This window comes from Pseudomonas sp. RT6P73, assembly GCF_054897715.1.
Genome location: NZ_JBUBUV010000002.1, coordinates 4,564,646 through 4,588,483, shown reverse-complemented (window position 1 = coordinate 4,588,483; position 23,838 = coordinate 4,564,646). Strand labels below are relative to the sequence as shown.

Below are 23,838 nucleotides of genomic sequence, written 5' to 3'. Positions count from 1 at the left end.
AGGAGCTTTTGTGGTGAGGAGGTTTATGTGGCAAGTGGGCTTTATGTGGTGAGGAGGCTTAAGTGGCAAGTGGGCTTTATGTGGTGAGGAGGATTTTTGTGGCGAGGGGATTTATCCCCGTTCGGTTGCGCAGCAGCCGCCAGTCTGATGAATGCGGTTTTACCGAATGGATACCGGTGATCGGTTTGGGGCGGCTGCGCCACCCAACGGGGATAAATCCCCTCGCCACAAAAAACCTCCTCACCACGGGGAGTTCGGTCGCCACAGAAGGGGAGTGACGCTACAACCAGCAGACATCCCAGAGCGGGTAATCGCCGATCTTATCTACGAGCCCTGCTCTCAACGGGTTTGCAACTATGTAACGAGCGAACGGCAGAAGCTCTTCGCCATCACGAATGGTCCGGTCGTGATAGCCGGTTTGCCACAAAGAGCCACTTCGGCCGGTCGTTTTGTTCACTGCCTGGGCGCATCGTGCTTTGGTAGCACCGATGACATTCCCTAAATTGCCGTCTTGCAGTTGCATCAGCCAATGAAAGTGATCGGGCATAACCACCCAGGCTATCGAGTCCACCAGGCCTGCGTCGTGTGCCCGTCGCAGTTCTGCGACGAGCAGGCGACCTAATTGCCAGTCAGAGAAAATGGGTTGGCGATCATGGATGACTGCGGTGATGAGATAGGCACGACCGGTTTCGGAATGTCGGCCCAAGCGCAAACGATGAGATTTAGGTTGAATAGGCAATCCATTGCTTCCTTGCATGATGATTAAGTGACGATTGCAGGCTAGTGGGCAGTGAACTGTGTCGACGCTGAGACTGCTGAGTGAAATTTCTGATTCTTTTGCAGGACTCATCGAACTAATTGGCAAAGTCTTTGTAACTGTAGGGTTTTTGTGGCGAGGGGGCTTGTCGGAACGCCGCATCGCCCCGTTGGGTGGCGCAGCCGCCCCAAAACCAGCAATCGCGGTGTATCAGGTGTACCGAGTGCAATGGATTTACGACTGCTGCGCAGCCGAACGGGGGCAAGCCCCCTCGCCACAACAGCTCTTTTGCCTAAAGACCGGTGAGTGCGCCTGAAAAGCTTGGATTAGAGCCATCTGGCAGTAAATATCGCCCGAGCAGGGACATGACGATGCACCAATGCTGTGCAATACTCGGCGGCGTTTCAGTCGGCGAAAAATCCTACAAAAGCCAGGTAATGCCCCTCCGCAAACCGGGCTTTTCCCGAGAGTTCTGGCTGAATGTTGTGGTTTATAGAGTGAAAAGCACTGTACGAAGCTTTTTATACTGCACGCCCCGCTGATCTTGCAGGTGTTGTCCTGCAAGGCGGGTTTGCTCACGAAGCAGGCCCGGTTTCTCAGAAGCAATGGCTTACCGGTCAGCGCTTTGTTACTCGGTGGTCATATCCAATAACAAGACGAGGTTGTACCCCTATGCCAGTCGGCAATCACCTGCCCCACGGCGAGACCGCTCAGGGCGGCCCGCTTAAACGCGAACTCGGCGAACGGCATATTCGCTTGATGGCGCTCGGTGCCTGTATCGGCGTCGGCCTGTTCCTCGGTTCGGCCAAGGCCATCGAAATGGCCGGCCCTGCAATCATGCTGTCCTACATCATTGGCGGTCTGGCGATCCTGGTGATCATGCGCGCCCTCGGCGAGATGGCCGTGCACAACCCGGTCGCCGGCTCCTTCAGCCGCTACGCCCAAGACTACCTCGGCCCGTTGGCGGGCTTCCTGACTGGCTGGAATTACTGGTTCCTGTGGCTAGTGACCTGTGTCGCGGAAATCACCGCCGTGGCGGTGTACATGGGCGTCTGGTTCCCCGATGTGCCGCGCTGGATCTGGGCACTCGCGGCGTTGATCAGCATGGGTTCGATCAACCTGATCGCAGTCAAAGCCTTCGGTGAATTCGAGTTCTGGTTCGCCCTGATCAAGATCGTCACCATCATCGCGATGGTGATCGGTGGCATCGGCGTAATCGCGTTCGGCTTCGGCAACGACGGCGTAGCGCTGGGGATTTCCAATCTCTGGGCTCACGGCGGCTTCATGCCCAACGGCGTCCAAGGCGTGTTGATGTCCCTGCAAATGGTGATGTTCGCCTACCTCGGCGTCGAGATGATCGGCCTGACTGCCGGTGAAGCGAAGAACCCGCAGAAGACCATTCCTAATGCGATCGGCTCGGTGTTCTGGCGGATCCTGCTGTTCTACGTCGGCGCGTTGTTTGTGATCCTGTCGATCTACCCGTGGAATGAGATTGGCACTCAGGGCAGTCCGTTCGTGATGACGTTCGAACGCCTGGGCATCAAGACCGCGGCCGGCATCATCAACTTCGTGGTGATCACCGCGGCGCTGTCGTCCTGCAACGGCGGCATTTTCAGCACCGGGCGCATGCTCTACAGCCTGGCGCAGAATGGCCAGGCCCCGGCCGGATTCGCCAAGACCTCGAACAACGGCGTACCGCGTCGTGCGCTGCTGCTGTCGATCGGTGCGTTGTTGTTGGGCGTGTTGCTCAACTATTTGGTGCCTGAGAAAGTCTTCGTTTGGGTGACGGCGATTGCCACCTTCGGCGCGATCTGGACCTGGGTGATGATCCTGCTGGCCCAGCTCAAGTTCCGCAAAGGCCTGAGTGCCAGCGAACGTGCCGGTCTGAAATACAAGATGTGGCTGTACCCGGTCAGCTCGTACCTGGCGCTGGCGTTCCTGGTGCTGGTGGTCGGCCTGATGGCGTACTTCCCGGACACCCGTGTGGCGCTGTATGTCGGCCCGGCGTTCCTGGTATTGCTGACGGTATTGTTCTACGTTTTCAAGCTGCAACCGACCAATGTGTCGCAAGGTGCGGTGCGTTCGGCTTAATAAACCGTAACGCCTGAAACGCAAAAGCCCCGGTCCATTGGCCGTAATGCTGTTCACTTAAGTATTTGAGTCCAAGCCGGGCTTATCCGAAAATCCGATGCCAGACCTCTGGCATCGGATTTTTTATGTCTGTTCAACAAGATCTGCTCGACCTCGGCGACCTTTTCAACTTCTGCGACCTGAGCACCTTCACCCAAAACATTCCCATCGAGTGGGTAGCGTCTGCGCTGGATCTTTCCAGTCAGGCGACCATTCGCCGACGTCGCCTGCCCGCTGACCAAGTGCTCTGGTTGGTACTCGGCATGGCCTTGTTTCGTGACGAGCCGGTTCATGAGGTGGCCAGACGATTGAACATCTGCGCTCAAGGCCTGGCCACCGACCACTTGTTGGCCCGCAGTGGTGTGACCGAGGCGCGCAAGCGACTCGGTGCCGATCCTGTTGAGTGGTTATTCCGCAAGACCGGGACCCAATGGGGCGCGGAGCGCTATGACGATGATACCTGGCATGATCTGCAGGTATTCGCGGTGGACGGTGCACTTTTGCGTACTCCGGATACGCCCGAGCTTCGAGATCACTTCGGGTCGGGAAACACTCCAAGCGACCGCCAGACGCCGTTTCCGATGCTGCGCTTGGTGGCCCTGATGAATGTGCGTTCGCACGTGATCATGGATGCTCAATTGAGCCCTTATCGACGCAGTGAAATGCGCTTGGCCGACGAATTTTTGCAGCAGATACCCGACCACTCGGTGACGCTGTTCGACAAAGGTTTTTGGGGTGCCGAGCTGCTGTCGAGCCTGAGCGGAGCAGGCATCAACCGTCATTGGTTGATCCCGGCAAAAAAGGGACTGGTCTGCGAGGAAGTGGCCCGTTACAGCCAGCACGACAGGTTAGTGCGTATGAAAGTCTCACCGCAGGCCAGAAAGCGAAACCCGGTTCTTCCAACGCACTGGGAAGTACGCGAAGTCAGTTATGAAATCAAAGGCAAGGTGAAGACCGTCATGACGTCGTTGCCGGCCAAGACCTACAACACTCAAGCCGTTGCCAAACTTTACCAAGAGCGTTGGGAAATCGAATTGGGCTTCAGGGACATCAAGAGTTCGATGCAACAGAACGCAATGACCTTGCGCAGCAAAAAAGTCGAGCTGATCTATCAGGAAGTGTGGGGGCTATTGCTGGCTTATAACGTGATTCGTCGAGAGGCCAGTCAGGCGGCGGTGGCGTTTGGCCGACCACCCTCGGACATCCGTTTCAAACCCGTTTGTCAGTACATCGCCGTGCAACTGATCGTGATGGCGGCGGCTAATCCGATTTCAGCCACAGGAAGACGCTTGGCTGAGTTGAGAGCAGGGATAGGGGGATTGTTTCTGGATCACCGCCCAAGGCCTTCGAGACCAAGGACGGTGAAAATTTCGAAAACCCGATTTCCAGTGGACCGTAAGGCTGCTCCGCTTAAGTGAACAGCATTAGGTCCATTGGCCGGGGCTTTTTATTGGCTGGCGAGATTCCTGTGGCGAGGGGGTTTACCCCCGTTCGGCTGCGCAGCAGTCGTATAACCTGCGGATGCGGTGTCACTGAAAGGACAAGGGGAGCGCTTCGCACTCCAACGGGGATAAATCCCCTCGCCACAAAGGCTTGGCGTTCCTCAATTGACCGGCACCGTTTGAATCGGTGCGGTCAGGCGTTTGTTGAAATCCAGCCAAACCCCCAGCAACCCCATCAACCCGGCCCCCACCAACGCGGTGAATATTTGCATGGCAATCGCATCGTTGGTCAAGGCATTGACCATGTCGGCCAGCGGCGCGAGCAACACCCCGAGGCAGAACACTTCCAGCGAATAACGCCCCATGCGACTGCATTGCTGTGCCAGCCAGTTCTGTGTCCAGCCAGTGTCCGGCAAAAGCTTCGCCGTGACATACGCCAGCGCCAGAAAGTGCAGCAGCCGCACGGGCGACAGGTCGGTCTTGCTGATCGGATACAACAGATTGCTCAGGCTGGTCGGTACCATCGCATCATGCAGTTGCGGCCACCGCCACAATACGGTCAGTACACCGGCAACGCCTGCGTATAACGCCGCACTCACAAACACTGGCTGGCGCAGCAACGAGCGCCTGTCGGGCAAGCGTGGGCGCTGCGCGTGAATCGCAGCGGCACCGCCGAGTACGAACAGCAGTTGCCAGGCGACGGGGTTGAAATACCACACGCCGTCCTTGATGGCAGCCAAGTTCCAGCCGAACAACGGCACCGTCAGGTACACCGCAAACGACATCGCCACCACCACCCATGGTTTGCGTACAAATATCGGCAGCACCAGCGGCAAACCTGCCAGCAGCACGATGTAGAGCGGCAACGGGTCCATCAGGTTCGGTTTGAAGCGCAACAGCAACTCATCGATCAAGGCTTGCTGCGGGTTGCTGATGAAGTGGTGCATGCCCATCTCCTCCACCAGATCGCGGGTTTCCACATGGCTGTTGGCGAAGAACACGATGCCCATCAGCATTGCCAACAGGAAAATATGCACCACATACAGCACCCAGGCACGGCGCAGGATTTTCACGCAGGCAATCAGGTAACCGTCGCGGGCCAGGATCTTGCCGTAGGCCAGGACCGCCGCGTAGCCGGCGAGAAACACGAAGATTTCGGCGGCATCACTGAAGCCGAAGTTACGCAGGGTGATCTGGCCCAGCGGGTTGTGGGGCACGTGATCCCAGAAAATGAAGATCAGTGCCAGGCCACGGAAAAAGTCGATCCGGTGATCGCGTTCAGTCGTCATGGCGGCGGGCTCTTGAACGGGTTTTTAAGTCGGAGCGCCGGCGATACAAAAGGTTGCGCGCCCCACATTGGCGGCGCGCAGGGTGCAGGGATTCGCCGGCAATTGCAAAGTGCGGATATTACGGAATGTCTCTGTGCATCGCCGAGGGGGCAACCGCTTGTCTAAAAGCTGCGCAGGTCGGCGATCTCTGACTACTGTCGAGATTCAAAGCTCTATCGATTGAAGGCGAAATTCCCAAGAGGCGCCGGCATGCGGATCAGCGAATGGCTCGACAAAGAGCTCACAGGCCGTCAGGTCGGGTTGTTGTTTCTCTTTGCGACGCTGCTTTACATCCTCCCGCTGATCCTCGCAGATTTTCCTTACATTGATGACAACTGGCGTACCCTGGCCGCCGGTACAGGTTGGGCGCAGGAGGGCCGGCTGTTCGCGCAGTGGTTCTACAACCTGCTGACCTTCAGCGGTGCCGCGCCGAATATCTTCCCGTTACCGCTGTTGATCGCCACGCTGGCGATGAGTTTGGCCCTGACCCGGCTCACGTTCCACTACTTCCCTGAACCGACGTTTGCCCATTGTCTGGTGTTGCTGCCGCTTTGGTACAACCCGTTTTTCCTGCAAAACCTGTCGTATCAATACGACGGGCCGACCATGGCGCTAAGCCTGGTGGCGGTGATCTACGCGATCACGTTTCGAAGCCCTTCGCGCATCCGGCAACTGCTGATCCCCGCCGCGCTGATTGCATTGGCCATCGGGCTTTATCAGGTCAGCTTCAATGTGTTTCTCGGGCTCTGTTGCCTGGAGTGGTTGCGGGGGGTGAACGACAAATTGGCATGGCCTGCGTGCTACCGATTGATCGGCAGCAAAGTCGCACAAGTGGGGCTGGCCGGGTTGATCTATTACGCCACCGCCTATTCCTTCATGACTCAAGGCCGTACTGCGTTGTTGAACGGGGCAGCGGCTCCGTTGCAGCAAATTGAAACCAATGCGGGGAGGGTGCTGGAAAAAATCGTGCTGTTGTTCCATGGCGGCTTTACCTGGGTGTTCGCCGCGTTGTTGCTGTGCGCCATCGTCGGTGCCGTGCACGTAGGACAACGTGTACTGGAGCGAGAGGATACGGGGCTGACAAAAACCGTGATCGGCTTGCTGTGCCTGTTGATCTTGCCCGTCCTGATGTTGCTGGTGCCTGGGGCCTCGCTATTTTTCCGTGACTTCAATGAAGGCGCCCGCACCTTGATGGGCTTTGCTGTCGTGCTGGTATTGCTGTTCTACCTGAGTCATCGGGCGCTGGCGCCGGTGCATGAAAAACTGCCGTTGCTGTTGCTGGTTCCGCTCATTGCGATGCTCTCGCTTGCCTTCGCTTATGGACGGGTGCTGACGTTACAAAAGACGTTCGCGAGCCAGGCGCTGTATACCTTGAGTGCCGACATTGCATCTCGTCCGGCGTTGCGCGAAGCCAAGCGTATTTACATGTCGGTGACTTACTCCGATCACTGGCTGATTGGGGCTGCCGGGTCGTTCAGGCAGATGCCGGTTTTGCATTACCTGCTGAACAACGACTTTTTCATGCTCGCGGAAAACCTGCCCAAAGCAGGTATTACCAATGTGGTCAGGGAAAAGGAACGGCGTAACGCCACGCTGATGGGATACCAGGGTTATCCACCGCTGGTGGACAGCCTGTTCTATCGGATTTATCTGCTGGGCGATTACGGCTTTATTGTCATGAAAGAACCCGCCCGTATTCCCTCCCTCCAGTGGTGAACTCCGTGACCATTGGTCTGGAATGCCGCGCTACCTGTTAGTTCTTACAGTAGACGCACACCTGCCCCCGACTTTAGGTTTGACACCTACCTGAAACGGGAACAGTTCAAGGAACGAACATGAAAGCCTTATGGAAAGCACTCTCCACTTACGCGGTCGTTGGCGTGGCCAATACGCTGATTCATTGGCAGATATTTTACGTACTGACTACAGCGGCCGAGTTTAGCCAGGCCTCCAGCAATTTTTCGGCGTTTTGTGTGGCAGCGACGTTCTCATTCTATGTGCATGCGCTTTACACGTTTGAGGCCGGAGCGTCGGTTCTTCGTTATCTGATGTATGTGTTCTTTATGGGGGTAGTGAGTTTCGTGGTCGGACATTACGCCGATGTCTGGAAAATCCACGGGTTGGTGACCGTCGCATCGTTTTCACTGTTGAGTCTGATCTGCGGGTTCTTCTTTTCCAGATTTGTCCTGTATAGCGAGCGTGAAGCGTGAAGGTTCGTTAATGCCAGCCTGTCCATAAGGCTGGCATGCAGAGCAATTTTTACGCAGCAATCACCTCGTTAGGCTCAAAACTATCCGCCCGCGCCATCTGCCACATCCGCGAGTAAAACTCGCCATTCACCTCTCCCGTCAGCAACTCCCCTGGTTTCAAAAACACATGCAACTGCGAGAACAACTTGATCTCGGTCGCCGACATGCGCCGTACCAGATGCTTGGCCGACAGCTGGGAAGGATGATCGAGGCCGGCGGCCGCGAGCATTTCTGCCAGGGCCTTGAGCGTGTTGCGGTGAAAGTTGAAGACGCGCTGGGCCTTGTCCGGGACCACCAACGCACGCTGGCGCAGGGTGTCTTGAGTGGCGACGCCAGTCGGGCATTTGTTGGTGTGGCAGCTTTGCGACTGGATGCAGCCGATGGCAAACATGAAGCCGCGCGCCGAGTTGGCCCAATCGGCGCCGATGGCCAGGACGCTGGCGATGTCGAAGGCGCTGACGATCTTGCCGCTGGCGCCGAGTTTGATTTTGTCACGCAGGTTCAGGCCCACCAGCGTGTTGTGGACGAACAACAAACCTTCGCGCATCGGCACGCCGATGTGGTCGGTGAACTCCACGGGCGCGGCGCCGGTGCCACCTTCCTTGCCGTCGACGACGATGAAGTCCGGGAGAATGCCGGTTTCCAGCATGGCCTTGGCGATGCCCATGAATTCCCACGGGTGGCCGAGACAGAACTTGAAGCCCACCGGTTTACCGCCGGACAGTTCACGCAGTTGCTGGATAAAGTGCATCAGTTCGATCGGCGTGGAAAACGCGCTGTGCCGCGACGGCGAGATACAGTCTTCGCCCATCAGGATGCCGCGGGTTTCGGCGATCTCTTTGGTGACCTTGTGCTTGGGCAAAATGCCGCCGTGACCGGGTTTGGCGCCTTGGCTCATTTTGATTTCGATCATCCGCACTTGCGGCGTTTGTGCTTGTGCAGCGAAGCGCTCCGGGTCGAAGCGCCCGTCTGCGGTGCGGCAACCGAAGTAGCCGCTGCCGAGTTCCCAGGTCAGGTCGCCGCCGTTTTCCCGGTGATAAGCGCTGATGCTGCCTTCGCCGGTGTCGTGGGCGAAGTTGCCGAGTTTGGCGCCCTGGTTCAACGCGCGAATGGCGTTGGCGCTGAGCGAGCCGAAGCTCATGGCCGAGATGTTGAACACCGACGCCGAGTACGGCTGAGTACACTGCGGTCCGCCAACGATGACGCGAAAAGCACTCGGATCGCTCAACGGCGCCGGGCGCATCGAGTGGCCGATGAATTCGAAACCCGATTGGTACACATCGATCAGCGTGCCGAAGGGTTTGTCGGCGCTTTCATTCTTGGCCCGGGAATAGACCAGCGAGCGCTGGGCCCGGGAGAAGGGCAGGGCGTCGCTGTCGGATTCGAGCAGGTATTGGCGGATCTCCGGGCGAATGCCCTCCACCAGATAACGAATATTGCCCAGGATCGGGTAGTTGCGACGCACCGCGTGAGGGCTTTGCAACAGATCGAACAGGCCCACGAGGCTCAAGACACCGGTCACGGCGGTGATCGGCCAGAGCCAGTCGTGTTCCAGGAAGGGCAGGCTGGCAAGGGTGAATATCACACAGGCAGCAAAGAAGGCGTAGCGGCTCAGGAGTGACAGGCTCATACGGTTTCCTTGGGTTCGGACTCGGTTAGCAGGTACACACCGACCCTGTAGGAGCGAAGCTTGCTCGCGAAGAGGCCATTACATTCAACATTGATATTGGCTGACACACCGCTTTCGCGAGCAAGCTTCGCTCCTACAGGACCGTGCTATGTCAGGCATTCTGCGCCTGGAGGAAAATCGAAAACAGCTCGGACTGGGATTTGATCCCCAGCTTGCTGTACATGTGTTTCTTATGGACTTTCACGGTTTCAGCAGAGATTTCCAGCTTACGGGCGATTTCTTTACTGGAGCAACCGCTGAGCATCAATCGGCCGACGTCCAGCTCCCGGGCGGTCAATTGCGCGCCCTTGAGTTGTTGCACCGACGCTTCTAGCTGCACCCGCCAGTCGCCCTGGACCGGCGCCGGCGCGAGGGCCACGGCTTCGTTGATTTCGTAGGGCAGGCGCTGGCGCAACAGGCCGAGCACCCAAGGCTGGATCAGCGACAGCAAGGCAATCTGCTGGCCGCTGAAACGTTGCTTGCTGCCCAGTGACAAGCACAGCGTGCGCTCACCTTCGAGCTGGCAATTGAACTGGATTTCATCAGCCACCACATTCAGACAAAAGTAGCGTTGGTAATACTCGGTCAGCTCGAAGTGCTCCGGGGCCACTTCCGACAAGCGATAGAGTCCGGTGCGCGACTGCTCGCGGCAAGCGATGTAGAACGGGTCAAGCAGGTACAGGCCGCGCAGGTAGTCCTGGAACAGCTGATCGGGGCTGCCGTCCTCGCCTGGGCATTCGGCGAATACTTGCGGGCGCTGATCCGCGCTGAAAAGCAGGGCCACCCAGCTGTCGAAGGTCACGTACTGATCCAGCAGGCGCACCAGTTGCGTCCAGAAATTGGGCTTGTCCAAGGCGTCGATCAGTTGCCCGACCGAGCGGTGCCAAGCGATATCGTCTAATGAAAGTGTCATGCCTCTACCCCTATCGGGTTACCCCAGCGGCGTGATTCCCCGGCCGGTGGCTTGCTGCGCATACTGGCGCACAGACACAGACCGGGCAATCTTTCTGCCGTCCGGCCCATAACAAGGACTCCCCATGAAAGTCGAACTCGCCCAGTTGGCAGGCCGTGACAACGGCACCGCGTACAACCTCGAACGGGCCTTGGCCGCCATCGCTGCCTGCAACACCGACACGCAGCTGATCGTGTTCCCGGAAACCCACCTGATGGGCTTTCCGTCCGCCGCCACCGTGGCCCAAACCGCCGAACCACTGGACGGACCAACGGTCAGCGCCATCGTGGCGGCTGCCCGCGAGCGCAACATCGCCGTAGTGATCGGCATGGCCGAGAACGACAACGGACGCTTCTACAACACCACGCTGCTGATTACCCCTGAAGGCATCGCCCTGAAATACCGCAAGACCCACCTGTGGGCGTCGGATCGCGGCGTGTTCGAGGCGGGCGACCGTTACGCCACCTGCGAGTGGAACGGCGTGCGGGTCGGCCTGCTGATTTGCTACGACATCGAATTCCCGGAAACCGCCCGCGCCTTGGCGCAACTGGGTGCCGAACTGCTGATCGTCACCAACGGCAATATGGACCCTTACGGCCCGACTCACCGCACCGCGATCATGGCGCGGGCCCAGGAAAACCAGGCGTTTGCGCTGATGGTTAACCGTGTGGAAGAGAGCGACGACGGGTTGGTGTTTGCCGGTGGCAGTGCGCTGGTGGATCCGCTGGGCACCTTGTTGTTCGAGGCCGGGCGGGAGGAAGGGCAGTTTGCGGTTGAGCTGGATCTGAATCAGCTGACGGCGGCGCGGCAGGATTATCGGTATCTGGATGATCAGCGATTGAAGTTGCCGGGTGAGATTGTCGAGCGGGCTTCTGGCGTGCGGGAGTTGCTGATTCCTTCGCGTTGATCCGAATTCCGTGTCGTCAGTGTGGACGCCTTCGCGGGCAAGCCCGCTCCCACAGGTTCTTCGGGGGGACACACATTCTGTGTACGACTGAAATCCCTGTGGGAGCGGGCTTGCCCGCGAAGGGGCCATGACAAACGCCACACATGTTTGACCTTGCACTCAATTACAACAACACAACACCCGAAATGTTTGCGCCGAACTCGGCTCTGCCCATAAATCTAATAAATTCGGAGTAGTCGCTCATGGCTCGTTTGCAACGCACCCTGTCATTGGGTTCGGTGGTGCTGTTCGGCATCGCCTACATGACGCCGATCATTGTGCTCGGCACGTTTGGCATCCTCGCTCAATCCACCGCCGGCATGGTTCCGGCCGCGTATCTGGCGGCGCTGGTGGCGATGTTTTTCACCGCCATGAGCTATGGCCGAATGGCCTCGGCGTTCCCCGTCGCAGGCTCGGCCTACAGCTATGTCCGCAAGGCCATCAGCCCGAAACTCGGCTTCATCGCCGGCTGGGCGGTGCTGCTCGACTACCTGTTTCTGCCCATGGCGATCTGGCTGATCGGCGCCGCCTACCTCAACTCCGCGTTCCCGGCCGTGCCGCAGTGGATCTGGGTGCTGGCGTTCATTGGCATCACCAGCGCGATCAACATCGTCGGCCTGAAACTGGCCAACGGCATCAATGCCTTGCTGATGCTGGTGCAGTTCCTGGTGCTGATCGCCTTCGTCGCGCTGTGCGTCCACTACGTCGGTGGCGATGCCAGCACGCCGTTGTGGTCGATCAAACCGTTCTTCAACGGCGACATGCAGATGCCGCTGATCATGAGCGGCGCGGCCATCGCCTGTTACTCGTTCCTCGGTTTCGACGCGGTCAGCACCCTGACTGAAGAAACCCGCGACCCGCGCCGCACCATCCCGCGGGCGATCATGCTGATTACCCTGATCGGCGGGCTGATCTTCGTCAGCGTCTCGTACTTCGTGCAGATCGCGCATCCATCGTTCCAGTTCGACAGCGTCGACTCGGCAGCCTATGAAATTGCCCGCAACATCGGTGGTGACCTGTTCGTGTCGATCTTCCTGATCGGCCTGATAGTCGGCCAGTTCGCGTCGGGCCTGTCGGCTCAGGCCAGCGGTTCGCGTCTGTTGTTTGCCATGGGGCGCGACGGTGTGCTGCCAAAATCCTTCTTCGGCACCTTGCACGAACGCTTCGGCACCCCGGTCAACAGCATCCTGTTGTGCGCCGTGGTGGCGTTGCTGGCACTGAAACTGGACGTCACCACCTCGACTTCGTTCATCAACTTCGGCGCGTTCCTGGCGTTCAGTCTGGTGAACCTGTCGGTGATCTTTCACTACTGGATTGGCGGCGAGAACAAAGGCCTGCGGGAGTTCGTGCTGTTCCTGTTGTTCCCGTTCATTGGCCTGGCGGCAGATTTGTGGCTGATGGTCAGCCTCGATCACCTGGCGATTTACCTCGGCCTGAGTTGGCTGGCGATTGGCGTGGTGTACCTGGCGGTGCTGACCGGTGGTTTCCGCCGCCAGCCACCGGAGATGGATTTCCAGGAGGCCACATAACCCACACCAATCCCTGAACCCTGAACCTGATCCCTGTAGGAGCTGTCGAGTGAAACGAGGCTGCGATCTTTTGATCTTGCTTTTAATAAAACAAAGTCAAAAGATCGCAGCCTCGTTTCACTCGACAGCTCCTACAAAGGGTGTGTTCAGGGGGGAGGGGTGTTCAGGCGGCTGGTTTTGTCTGGTGCACGGGCAACTCAACCCGGAACGTACTCCCTGCACCCACTTCACTGCGCACCGAAATATCCCCCCCATGCTTCTTCACAATCCCATAAGACAGCGACAACCCAAGCCCTGTCCCCTGGCCCACCGGTTTGGTGGTGAAGAACGGATCGAAGATTTTCTGCAGGCTGTCCGGCGCAATACCCGACCCGGTATCTGCCACTTCAATCCACACCCGTTCACCCTCAACCCCCGTACGCAGGGTGATGGTGCCGCGCTGCGGGCCCATCGCCTGGGACGCGTTGACGATCAGGTTCATGATCACCTGATTGATTTGCGACGGCAGGCACTCGATGTCGGGCAGCGGCTGATACTCCTTCACCACGTCGGCCTTGTACTTGAGTTCATTGGCGACGATGTTCAGAGTCGATTCGATGCCCTGTTGCAGATTGGTCCACTGCCATTCCTGGTTGGAGTCCACGCGGGAGAAGTCCTTCAGGTCTTTGACGATCTGCCCGACGCGGTTGATGCCCTCCTTGGATTCCTTGATCAGCAACGGGATGTCGTCGCGCAGAAATTCCAGTTCGATCCGTTCACTTAACTGCCCGAGCCGTTCGATCACCTCGTTTGAAACAATCGCTTCTTCGGCCTCGCGGTAGGCGTCGAGCATTTCCTGCAGTTGCTTGAAGTAGCCATCAAGGCTGCCGAGGTTGGAGGAAATGAAGCCGATAGGGTTGTTGATTTCATGGGCGACACCGGCGGCCAATTGCCCCAGGGAGGCGAGTTTTTCCGATTGCACCAGTTGCGATTCAAGCTGTTTACGCTCGTCGATTTCCCGCTGCAATGCCTCGCTGGCCTGTTTGAATTCGGTGGTGCGCTGGTCCACCAGATGTTCCAGGTGGCTCATCTGCACAAACGCGCGTTCGGTCATCTCCCACTTGGTCAGCAGGGTGTTGGCCATCTGCTGGACTTCGATGTTGTCGAACGGTTTTTTCAGGATCAGCAAGCGGTCATGGGCCTGTAGACGGTCCAGCAGTTCATCCCAGGAATAGTCGGAATACGCGGTACACACCACCACTTGCAGGCGCGGGTCTTCCTGCCAAAGATGCTCGATGGTCTGCGCGCCGTCCCAACCCTCAGGCATGCGCATGTCGACGAACGCGAGCGCGTAGGGGCGGCTTTCCTGCAACGCCTGAGTGAGTTTGCCCAGGCCTTCCTGGCCGCCATAGGCCGAATCCAGTTCGAACAGCGCACCGGCGGATTTGACTTCACTGCCAAACAGCGTGGCTTCCATTTCGTCCAGTTCGACGTGCTGCACCGAAACCGGTGTGAGGATCTTGCGAAAGTCATCATGAATCGACGGCGTGTCGTCGATCAGCAGAATGCGCCGGTTCGCAAGTTCACTCATGCCTCCTCCGGGACGGTTTTCAGCGGGATCTGCAGGGTGAACTGCGCGCCCTTGCCAGGCCCGTCACTGTGGGCGCTGAGATGGCCGTTCATTTCGATAGCCGCCAGCGCGCAGCTGTGCAGACCAAAGCCGTGACCTTCCTTGCGGGTGGTAAAACCGTGGGCAAAGATGCGTGTCATGTTCTCCGGCGCGATGCCTTCGCCATCATCCTTGACGCTGATTTGCAGGGTGGCGTCTTCGACGATTTTCACCCCCAGGGTCATTTGTCGCGGACGATTGCTGAGGTCGGACATAGCGTATTTCGCATTGCTGATGAGGTTGATCAGGATCAGCAGCAAGCGGTGCTTGTCCCCCATGACCTGCGGCACCTCGTTGTACTCCTTGACCACCGTGACGTGATGCCGGGTCAGGGCGCCAGAGTTCATGCGCAAGGCGTCTTCCAGCAGTTCGCTGATGTGCAGCGGTTCCATCAGGCTGTTGGCGCCGGCATAGGACTGCTGGGTGGCGACGATGTCCTTGATGTGATCGACGCTTTTGGTCAGTTGGGCGAGTTCCTCGGTCATGCTTTGTTGTTCGAGCGCAATGGCGTCGACCAGTTGATTCAGGTAACCGGGCAGCAACTTGCCTTTCTCGTCCTGGGTCAAAAAGGTGCCCAGGTCGCCTTGATGTTCGTTGATCAGCTGCATGGCCTTGCCCAGCCCCTGAGCCTTGCTGCTGCGCAGTTTGCGACTGACCAGGTCGGCGGAAATGTTCACGCTGTTGAGCACGTTGCCAACGTTGTGCAGCACATTGGTAGCGATTTCGGCCATGCCGGCCTGGCGCGCGGTGTCCAGCAATTCGCTCTGGGTATCCTTGAGCTCGCGGGTACGCTCTTCGACCCGTTTTTCGAGGTCATCATTGGCAGTTTTCAAGTCTTTGTTGACGCGATTGATCACCGTGAAACTGCGCATCAGGTGAATCGCCAGGTACACCAGCAACAGCACCAGCAGCACCGAAAACGCCAGCATGTAGAAGTGATAACGCTGGTCGATCGCATCGGTGCGCTGTTGATCGTTGTTCAGCAGATCGGTGATGTCGTCCAGCCGTTCAGCCACGGGAATGGCCTCGATGTTTTCCAGCAAGTGGTTGACCACCGGCTGTTCACGCAGGATCAACTCAATGTGGTTGTTGAGAATATCCAGCGGACTGTGGAACTGCTTTGGCAGTCGCAGTTTGTTCACTTTCAATTTGCTCAGGCCCACCAGAATTTCGGCGGCCTTGTCGTCGGAGGTGACCATGGCGAACTCCATGGTGCTGAGTACCAGGTCATAGGTGTCGTTGGCGATGTGTTGCAGTTGCAGTTTGTCTCCGTCCTGCAGCTGGGCGAGGGGTTCCTGAATGTCGTCTTCGGCGGTCGGCAGAAACGCCAGTGAGTTGCGCAACACGGCATTGTGGGACTTGAACTGTTCCACCAACCGGGTCTTTTCCTCGATGGCACTCAGGTACGCATCATGGCTGGTGAGCCACATGGGCGAGTCGTTGCGGCCGTGATTCGACTCCATCGTGTTGAACCGTTCCCACAGTTGCGTCATCTCGGTCAGCGGTGCGACCAGCGGATCGTAGTTATGGTTGATGGCAATCCTGGCCTTGAGGATTTCCGTTTCCCATTGCGCGTTCAGCTGTTTCATCCGGGACACCAGATCCCGGGATTCGGTGTAGGTCGACGTCTGGTTCGAGCTGGATTTGAGGTACAGAAACAGCAGTATCGAGGCCAGTATCAGGGCCACGATTCCGAGGAGCGCCAGGCTGCGTCGACGGGATGTTTTCATAACGGTTTGCCCTCCCATTCACCGGTCAGGGTCTTGAGGAACTGGATGATCAGCACCTTGTCCTCGTTGGAGGGAATGCGCCCCAGCTGAAACGTGAACATCACGTCCACGGCCTCTTCGAGGGTTTTGGCCGAACCGTCGTGAAAGTAAGGTGCGGTCACGGCGACGTTACGCAGGCTCGGAACCTTGAACACGTTGCGGTCCTCTTCGTCCTTGGTCACCAGGTAGCGGCCCAGGTCGGATTCGGTCGCGTTGCCTCGCGTCTTGAAGTAGTCGCCCATCACCCCGAATTTCTGGAACATGTTGCCGCCGATGTTGATCCCCTGATGGCAGGTGATGCAGCCGTAGTCCTTGAAGCGTTGATAACCGTACTTCTCCTCGTGGGTGAGGATGTCGGTATCGCCCCGCAGGTATTGGTCGAAACGCGAGTTGGCGCTGATCAGCGTGCGCTCGTAGGTGGCCAGGGCGTTTTGCACATTGTTCATGGTCACGCCGTCCGGGTAGGCGTCGCCGAACGCGGTTTGATAAGCCGGATCGGCAGACAGCGTTTGCACCACGTGTTCCCAGTTGCTGCCCATTTCACTGGGGCTCTGCACCACGGTGTGGATTTGGGTTTCCAGGGTGTCGGCGCGGCCGTTCCAGAACTGCCGGAAGTTCAGGCTGGCGTTGAACACGCTGGGGGTGTTCATGGCGACTGGAAGACCGTTGAAGCCGATGGAAAACGCCTTGTTGTCGGCGCCGCCGCTCTCCAGGCGATGGCAACTGGCGCAGGACAGGCTGTTGTTGACCGACAAACGCGGCTCATTGAACAACTGGCGACCCAATTCGACCCGCAGAGGGTTTTGCTGTGGGACGGCCGGCAGCGGTTTGAGCGGTTCGTTTAGTGGCGCGCCGCTGGCCGTCAGGCAAAGCCCGAGCAAAGGCAGCAGAAGAAGACGGTGGAAGTATGGCGACATCTGATAATTCCTTGGCTGATAGCCCGTGTGTCGCTGCTTATCGGTCATGTGGTGGCAGGAGGAGGGGATTTCACCGACGTCAGGTACTGCACAAAGTCATCCGGCGCCACGGCTTTGCTGAAGTAGTAACCCTGGCCTTCCTCGCACTGATGGGCCTTGAGGAAATCCAGCTGTTCGAGGGTTTCCACCCCTTCGGCGATGATGGTCAGCTTGAGGCTCTTGCCCAGGCTGATGATGGCGCTGACCAGCGCCGCGTCGTTGCTGTCCCGGCTCAGGCCACGAATGAACGACTGATCGATTTTCAGCACGTCGATGGGAAAACGCCGCAGGTAACTCAGGCTGGAATAACCGGTGCCGAAGTCGTCAATGGCCAGCCGCACCCCCAGTGCCTTGATCCGGTTCAGGGCGGTGACCGTGGCATCGATGTTCTGCATCAACACGCCTTCGGTGATTTCCAGCTCCAGCAATGACGGGTCCAGACCGGTTTGTTCGAGGACCTGTTCAATGCCTTCGACGAAACCTCGTTGGCGAAAATCGATGGCCGACACATTCACCGACATGCACAGCCTCGGCAGCCCCGCTGCCTGCCAGGCGCAGGCTTGTCGACAGGCCTGAGCCAGCACCCATTTGCTCAACGGCACGATCAAGCCGCTGTCTTCGGCCACACCAATGAAATCCGACGGGTAAACCCAGCCATGCCCCGGTTTCTGCCAGCGAATCAAGGCCTCTGCACCGACCACCTCGCCGGTGCTCAGGTCCAGTTTTGGCTGGTAATGCAGGACAAATTCGTCCCGCTCCAGTGCCAGGCGAATACCCGACTCGATGCTCTGCTGATCCCGGGCGCGCTGGTTCATCTCGTCGATGAAAAAGCGGAAGTCATTGGGGCCGCTTTCCTTGACGTTGCGCATCGCGGTTTCGGCTTTCTTGATCAGTGCGATGGCATCGAAGCCGTCATCGGGGTAGATGCTGATGCCCAGGCTGGCGGTCACGCTCAGGTCATGGCCGGCGATGTGCTGGGGCGTGCAGATGGCGTTCAAGAGTTTTTCGGCGATGCCTTTGGTCTGTTGGGGATGGCGGATATCGGCGAGGATCACCACGAATTCGTCAGCGCCGTAGCGAAACACCGAATCGGACTCGCGCACCGTGGACACCAGGCTATGCCCGACCCGTTTGAGCATCTCGTCACCGGCCGGATGGCCCAAGGCATTATTGATGCGCTTGAAGCGATCAAGGCCCAGAAACATCACCGCCAGTTGCTTGTCATGGCGGCGGGACAACGCCAGGGACTGGTTCAGCCGATCACCGAGCAGCGTGCTGTTGGGCAGATCGGTCAACACGTCGTATTGCAACAGGTGAGACACCTTGAGCAATTCGTGGACCCGCGCCTCGATGGTTTGCTCCAGGCTTTGCACTTTCGTTTCCGCGTCGTGCGTCATCTGCCATTTCCAGGTCAGGGCACTGGCCATCTGGCGGATTTCCAGACTGTCGAAGGGCTTTTTCAATACCAGCAACTGGTCGCCGAACTCCAGCCGTTCAGCCATGTCTTCCCAGCTGTAATCGGAAAAGGCGGTGCACAGCGCGATTTGCAGATGCGGGTCGATCTTCCAGAGTTGTTCGATGGTTTCCAGCCCGTCCCAACCCGGCGGCATGCGCATGTCGGTGAACGCCATGGCGTAGGGGCGCCCTTCGGCCTGGGCACGCTTGACCAGTTCGAGGGCTTCCTGACCCTGATAGGCGGAATCGAGCTGGAAGGTGAGCCGAGCCCGTTGTTGCGTGCCGAACAACGCCTCTTCGGTACCGGCCAGGGTCTGTTCACCTTCGGTATCGGGGCCGAGGATCTTGCGAAAGTCCTGATGGATCGAGGGCGTGTCGTCGATGATCAGGATGCGCCGGTTGGTCTGGACGGACGAAGTTTTCATCCCTGGCCCTCCGTGGTGTGCGGGTTGTCCAGAGTCGGCCCGTTTGTATTGCTTGTAGGTACGATAATGCCGGTTTTGAGCAATTGAGCGGCCTGTTGGCTGCTGACCGCTTTACTGAAGAAATAACCCTGAGCGTTCATTGGCGAGCCTGTGGCCATCAGCGAACTGCGCTGTTCCTGGGTTTCGACACCTTCAGCGATGATTCCGATCCCCACATCTCGAGCGAAATTGATAATCGCGCGCAACGTGTTGGCGCTGGCCGGGTCGCGGGCCGCGGTGTCGATGAAGGCCTGGGCGAGTTTCAGGTGATTGACCTGGTAGGTCTTGAGGTAGTCGAACGAGGAGTATTCGGTGCCGAAGTCGTCAATGGCGATCTTCACCCCCAGCTCCCGCAAGCGCGGCAGCACGTCGTTGTGGGTCCATTTGGTCTGGGCCAGGGTCGCTTCGGTGACATCGAAGCGCAGGTCCCAGGCGCACAGTTCCCAGCGCGCGGTGGTGCGCAGCACGTCATAGATCAGTTCTGGCCCGCTTTTAAGCTGGGCCAGGGACAGCTTGATGGCAATCACCGGCGGGGCCATGCCTTCATCGCGCCACTGGCGCATTTGCTGGCAGGCGCGATCCAGCACCCAGTGACCGAGGGCGATAATGGCGCCGGTTTTTTCCGCCGCCGGCAGGAACGCCGGCGCTTCCAGTAATCCACGCTCGGGGTGGTTCCAGCTGACCTGGGCTTCCATGCCGAGGATCTTGCCGCTGCTCAGGTCAACTTCCGGCCAGTAATTGAGCTCGAGTTCATCATGCTCAATGGCGGTTTTCAGATCGTTGGCGATGGTCATGCGCTCGACCACCTCCTGATTGATCTCCTCGGAGTGGAAGTGATACTGGTTGCGGCCCTTTTCCTTGGAGCGATAGAGCGCCATGTCGGCCTGGTTCAGCAGGCCTTCTGCGCTGGTGATGAGCGGCGAATAGCTGCTGATGCCGATGCTGACCGAAACGCGTACGTCATTGCCGGCCAGGGAATAGGGGAGCACCAGCGCATCGCGGACCTTGGCGGCCAACGACGCGGACTGGGTCGGGTCGCCGACATCCAGTTGCAGGATGGCGAACTCGTCGCCGCCGAGGCGGGCGACCACATCGTTTTCGCGCACACAGGCCTTGATGCGCCGGGCGACTTCCTGCAGCAACAGGTCGCCCACCGGATGACCGAGGGTATCGTTGATGCGTTTGAAGTGATCCAGGTCCAGGTAAAACATCGCAAACGGTGTGGCGCCGCGACGCGCGGCGGCGAACGCCTGGTGTAGGCGCTCGATCAAGGTGGCACGGTTGGCCAGCCCCGTGAGCCCGTCGGTGCGGGCCAGGAGGGCGATTTTCTCCTCGGCGACCTTGCGTTCCGTGACATCGATGATGATGCCTTCGACTTCCAGCAAGCGTCCTTCATCGTCACGCACCGGAATATAGCGGTTTTCGACCCAGCGCCAGGCACCGTCTCCGGTGCGCATCCGGAACTCGATGGACGCGCCTGCCGCATGGCGGTCCAGAACCCGGGCCATGGCCGTGTCGACCTTCGATTGGTCGTCCGGGTGGATCAACTCCTGGGCCCAGTTGGCCGAGGCCACCAGGTTCGCCGCGACGTGACCGTACTTAGTGATGTTGTGGGAGATGTACATCAGCGGAAACAACGGTTCGCCCCGCAGGCGATACAGAATGGTCGGGCTGTTCTGCACGATGATGTTGGCGTCGGACAGCTCCCGGGTGCGTTCTTCGACGGCCTGTTCCAGTAGCGACATCTTCAGCTCGGCGTCTTCGGTCATCTGCCACTTGGCGGTCAATGCGCTGGCCATCTGCCGGATTTCAATGGCGTCGAAGGGTTTTTTCAGAATCAGCAGGCGATCGCCCAGCTCCAGGCGTTCATCGATGTCTTCCCAGGAATAGTCGGAATAGGCGGTACACAGCGCCACTTGCAGCTTGGGGTCGACCTGCCACAGCCGTTCGATGGTTTGCAGACCGTCCCAGCCCGGTGGCATGCGCATGTCGATGAAGGCCATCGCGTAAGGCAGGTCGTTGGCCAACGCTCGCTCGACCTTGTCCAGTGCTTCGAGGCCCTGATATGCCGAATCGAGCATGAAACTTTGCAGGGTGGCCGTCGCTTGAGTCCCGAACAGGGCGTTTTCGGCGCTGATCAGCTCGTCGTCATCTATCGATGGCGGGCTGAGGATCTTGATGAAGTCGGCATGAATGGAAGCAGTGTCGTCGACGATAAGAATCCGACGGTTGGTGCGCGCCAGCAGCGTATTCATAGGCATACGCCGGGAGCGGTGGCAGTGTGGAGCGGTGTGCTCATAGGGGCATCCTTTCCCTGATCACGTGGCAACGGTACAGATAATGGATCCGAGTTACCTGAGCATAGTCGCCCGTGCAGCACTTCGCCCGGTCGACTGAGACGAATCATTTCCAGGGGCCTTGCTGGAAATCATCTAGCCTGTAGTTCAGGCAGGGCCAGAAACGGAATGTTTTGGCTGATGACTGACGCAACAACGCCCGTTTCGCTTGAGGTAATGCCATGGAAGAGCAACTCCCCACGACTGCCACCGCTAAACCCATGATTCTGCTGGTCGACGATGAGGAATCGATCCTCAACAGTCTGCGCCGGCTCTTGCGCGGCCAACCCTACGAAGTGCTGCTGGCCACCAGCGGTGCCCAGGCTCTGCAAATCATGGCCAAACAGCCCGTCGACCTGGTGATGAGCGATGCGCGCATGCCCAATATGGACGGCGCGACGCTGCTGGCGCACATTCACCAGCACCATCCCGGCACGCTGCGCATTTTGCTGACTGGTTATGCCGACCCGACAATGATGGTCAAAGCGATTAACGATGGGCAGATTTACCGCTACATCAGCAAGCCCTGGCACGATGAGGAGTTGGTATTGACGTTGCGACAATCCCTCGCCTACCAGCATTCCGAGCGCGAACGGTTGCGCCTGGTGCAGGAGACGTGGGATCGCAACGAGGAATTGAAGCTGCTCAACGCGACCCTGGAAAAACACGTTGCGTCCCGTACCTCGGAGCTGCAACAGACCGCCGACATGCTCGACCTGGCCTACGAAGAGCTCAAACACAGCTATGTCACCGGCACCGAGGTGTTTTCGTTGCTGGCCAACCTGCGTTTACCGCCGGCCAAGCAGACTAACCGACAGATCATCGAGCTGGTGCGGGTGTACTGCAAACTCCATGGCCTGGACGAGGGCAGTACCCGCGACCTGACCATGGCCGCGGCGCTCTACAACATCGGCAAGCTGAGCTGGACCGACAGCATGATGACCGCGCCTGCGGACCTGCTGCACCACAGCGATCAGGAGCGCTATCGCGGTTATCCGAAGCAGAGTGAATCGTTGCTGATGACCCTCGACCCGATGAAAGATGCCGCCCGCCTGATCCTTCACCATCAGGAACGCTGGGATGGCACTGGTTTCCCCGACCGGCTCAAGGGCGAGGCGATTCCGCTGGGTTCGCGGTGGCTGAAACTGGCGGTGGATTTCATCGAGTTGCAGCGTGGGCTGATCCTTGAGCGCCAGATGAACAGCGATGAAGCGCTGGTCTATATCCGCCAGTACGCCGGCCGACTCTACGATCCGGCGCTGGTCGAGGACTTCATTAAGGTTTGCGCCGCGTACTTGAGCGATGTGTCGCTGGCCGATCCGACGGTCAAGGTGTTAACCACTCGGGATCTGGCGGCGGGCATGGTTCTGGCGCACAACCTCAATGCCGATAACGGCATGCTGCTGCTCAATGCGGGCAAGGTGCTAAGTGGGCCGCTGGTGGAGAAGCTGATCGCTTTCGAGGCGATGGAAGGGGCGAAGTACAGTGTTTTTGTGAAGGTGCTGGAGGAGCCTGCGGCTGCGATTCTCGAAGCGCCAGAGGTCGTCCAGCCGCACTGATCCTCTGTGGGAGCGTGGCTTGCCCGCGATGAACGATGACGCGGTATGCGTGATAGACCGCGGCGCCTGAATCGCGGGCAAGCCACGCTCCCACAGAGGGATCAGTACCGTGCAGAGATTTTTTCGGGGTGACGCAGAACCCATACCCATGTGATCCTTCGCGCCTTCACCCAAGGCCCTTTCCGATCCATGACCCTTCCCACCGCAACTTCCCCCCTCATCATCCGCATTGCCGCCGCCTTGCTGATCGGCCCTGACGGTCGCACGCTGCTGGTCCGCAAGCGCGGCACCGAAGCCTTCATGCAACCCGGCGGCAAGATCGAGGCCCACGAGCAACCGGTTCATGCCCTGGCCCGTGAACTGGAAGAAGAGCTTGGGCTGGTCATCGACCCCGCGCACGCCACCTACCTGGGACCTTTCTCGGCACCGGCCGCCAACGAGCCGGGTTTTGTCGTACAGGCCGAACTCTTTCAGCTGACCATCGATTCAGACGTAACGCCTGCGGCGGAGATCGAAGAGGTGCGCTGGATCGATCCGGCCACCGACGGCAATCTCACGCTGGCGCCATTGACACGGGACCTGATCCTGCCGTTTTATCGAGCTTCGCTGACTGCGACCCTCTGATCATTTACGGACCAGGACTGCCCCC

General features: G+C 58.7%; 17 protein-coding genes. 8 read left to right on the top strand and 9 right to left on the bottom strand.

Annotation, left to right across the window (positions count from 1 at the left end; translation table 11 throughout):
* Positions 1-280 precede the first annotated feature (280 nt).
* Positions 281-739 carry an REP-associated tyrosine transposase gene (locus ACYZT6_RS21380; protein WP_462028529.1) on the bottom strand — a complete coding sequence of 153 codons (459 nt, stop codon included), beginning with the start codon at positions 737-739 and terminating at the stop codon, positions 281-283.
* Positions 740-1,429: 690 nt separating this feature from the next.
* Between ACYZT6_RS21380 and ACYZT6_RS21375 the strand changes: the two genes are divergently transcribed.
* Both ACYZT6_RS21375 and ACYZT6_RS21370 read left to right on the top strand, forming a co-directional pair.
* Positions 1,430-2,848: an amino acid permease gene (locus ACYZT6_RS21375; RefSeq protein ID WP_462028528.1), complete on the top strand. Its 1,419-nt coding sequence runs from the start codon at positions 1,430-1,432 to the stop codon at positions 2,846-2,848.
* A gap of 125 nt (positions 2,849-2,973) precedes the next feature.
* On the top strand, positions 2,974-4,305 hold the full coding sequence (locus tag ACYZT6_RS21370) for an IS4 family transposase (protein ID WP_462027613.1): 1,332 nt from the start codon (positions 2,974-2,976) through the stop codon (positions 4,303-4,305).
* 185 nt (positions 4,306-4,490) lie between these two features.
* Here the strand turns inward: ACYZT6_RS21370 and ACYZT6_RS21365 are convergent, their stop codons facing one another.
* On the bottom strand, positions 4,491-5,618 hold the full coding sequence (locus tag ACYZT6_RS21365) for an OpgC family protein (RefSeq protein WP_462028527.1): 1,128 nt from the start codon (positions 5,616-5,618) through the stop codon (positions 4,491-4,493).
* Positions 5,619-5,867: 249 nt separating this feature from the next.
* On the opposite strand from ACYZT6_RS21365, the gene ACYZT6_RS21360 reads away from it, so the two are divergent.
* Entirely contained in the window at positions 5,868-7,373 is a 1,506-nt protein-coding gene (locus ACYZT6_RS21360; RefSeq protein ID WP_462028526.1) for a glucosyltransferase domain-containing protein, read from the top strand.
* Positions 7,374-7,492: 119 nt separating this feature from the next.
* On the top strand, positions 7,493-7,867 hold the full coding sequence (locus ACYZT6_RS21355) for a GtrA family protein (RefSeq protein ID WP_462028525.1): 375 nt from the start codon (positions 7,493-7,495) through the stop codon (positions 7,865-7,867).
* Between the two features lie 49 nt (positions 7,868-7,916).
* On the opposite strand, the gene ACYZT6_RS21350 is transcribed toward ACYZT6_RS21355, so the two are convergent.
* Complete coding sequence (locus ACYZT6_RS21350; RefSeq protein WP_462028524.1) at positions 7,917-9,536, bottom strand: FMN-binding glutamate synthase family protein; 1,620 nt, start codon at positions 9,534-9,536, stop codon at positions 7,917-7,919.
* 151 nt (positions 9,537-9,687) lie between these two features.
* Positions 9,688-10,488, bottom strand: coding sequence for a helix-turn-helix transcriptional regulator (locus ACYZT6_RS21345; protein WP_462028523.1), 801 nt, complete (start codon positions 10,486-10,488; stop codon positions 9,688-9,690).
* 124 nt (positions 10,489-10,612) lie between these two features.
* On the opposite strand from ACYZT6_RS21345, the gene ACYZT6_RS21340 reads away from it, so the two are divergent.
* Positions 10,613-11,434: a carbon-nitrogen hydrolase family protein gene (locus tag ACYZT6_RS21340; protein ID WP_462028522.1), complete on the top strand. Its 822-nt coding sequence runs from the start codon at positions 10,613-10,615 to the stop codon at positions 11,432-11,434.
* A gap of 242 nt (positions 11,435-11,676) precedes the next feature.
* Positions 11,677-13,002 (top strand): APC family permease, encoded by a 1,326-nt coding sequence (locus ACYZT6_RS21335; RefSeq protein ID WP_462028521.1) that lies wholly within the window; start codon positions 11,677-11,679, stop codon positions 13,000-13,002.
* Between the two features lie 163 nt (positions 13,003-13,165).
* On the opposite strand, the gene ACYZT6_RS21330 is transcribed toward ACYZT6_RS21335, so the two are convergent.
* From ACYZT6_RS21330 to ACYZT6_RS21310, 5 genes are read right to left on the bottom strand one after another with little or no spacing between them, the layout of a single operon-like run.
* Complete coding sequence (locus tag ACYZT6_RS21330; RefSeq protein WP_462028520.1) at positions 13,166-14,572, bottom strand: ATP-binding protein; 1,407 nt, start codon at positions 14,570-14,572, stop codon at positions 13,166-13,168.
* Positions 14,569-16,380, bottom strand: coding sequence for a DAHL domain-containing protein (locus tag ACYZT6_RS21325; RefSeq protein WP_462028519.1), 1,812 nt, complete (start codon positions 16,378-16,380; stop codon positions 14,569-14,571). Before ACYZT6_RS21325 ends, ACYZT6_RS21330 begins: the two co-directional genes overlap by 4 nt.
* A complete protein-coding gene (locus ACYZT6_RS21320; RefSeq protein ID WP_462028518.1) occupies positions 16,377-17,336 on the bottom strand; it encodes a cytochrome-c peroxidase in 960 nt (319 codons plus the stop codon). Before ACYZT6_RS21320 ends, ACYZT6_RS21325 begins: the two co-directional genes overlap by 4 nt.
* 44 nt (positions 17,337-17,380) lie before the next feature.
* Positions 17,381-19,255, bottom strand: a complete 1,875-nt coding sequence (locus ACYZT6_RS21315; protein WP_462028517.1) for a putative bifunctional diguanylate cyclase/phosphodiesterase — start codon at positions 19,253-19,255, stop codon at positions 17,381-17,383.
* A complete protein-coding gene (locus tag ACYZT6_RS21310; protein ID WP_462028516.1) occupies positions 19,252-21,555 on the bottom strand; it encodes an EAL domain-containing protein in 2,304 nt (767 codons plus the stop codon). The genes ACYZT6_RS21315 and ACYZT6_RS21310 overlap by 4 nt, the downstream gene beginning before the upstream one ends.
* Positions 21,556-21,812: 257 nt before the next feature.
* On the opposite strand from ACYZT6_RS21310, the gene ACYZT6_RS21305 reads away from it, so the two are divergent.
* Together ACYZT6_RS21305 and ACYZT6_RS21300 are read left to right on the top strand one after the other, a co-directional pair.
* Positions 21,813-23,189, top strand: coding sequence for an HD domain-containing phosphohydrolase (locus ACYZT6_RS21305; protein ID WP_462028515.1), 1,377 nt, complete (start codon positions 21,813-21,815; stop codon positions 23,187-23,189).
* A gap of 189 nt (positions 23,190-23,378) precedes the next feature.
* Positions 23,379-23,813 carry an NUDIX hydrolase gene (locus ACYZT6_RS21300; protein ID WP_462028514.1) on the top strand — a complete coding sequence of 145 codons (435 nt, stop codon included), beginning with the start codon at positions 23,379-23,381 and terminating at the stop codon, positions 23,811-23,813.
* The last annotated feature ends 25 nt before the right edge of the window (positions 23,814-23,838 follow it).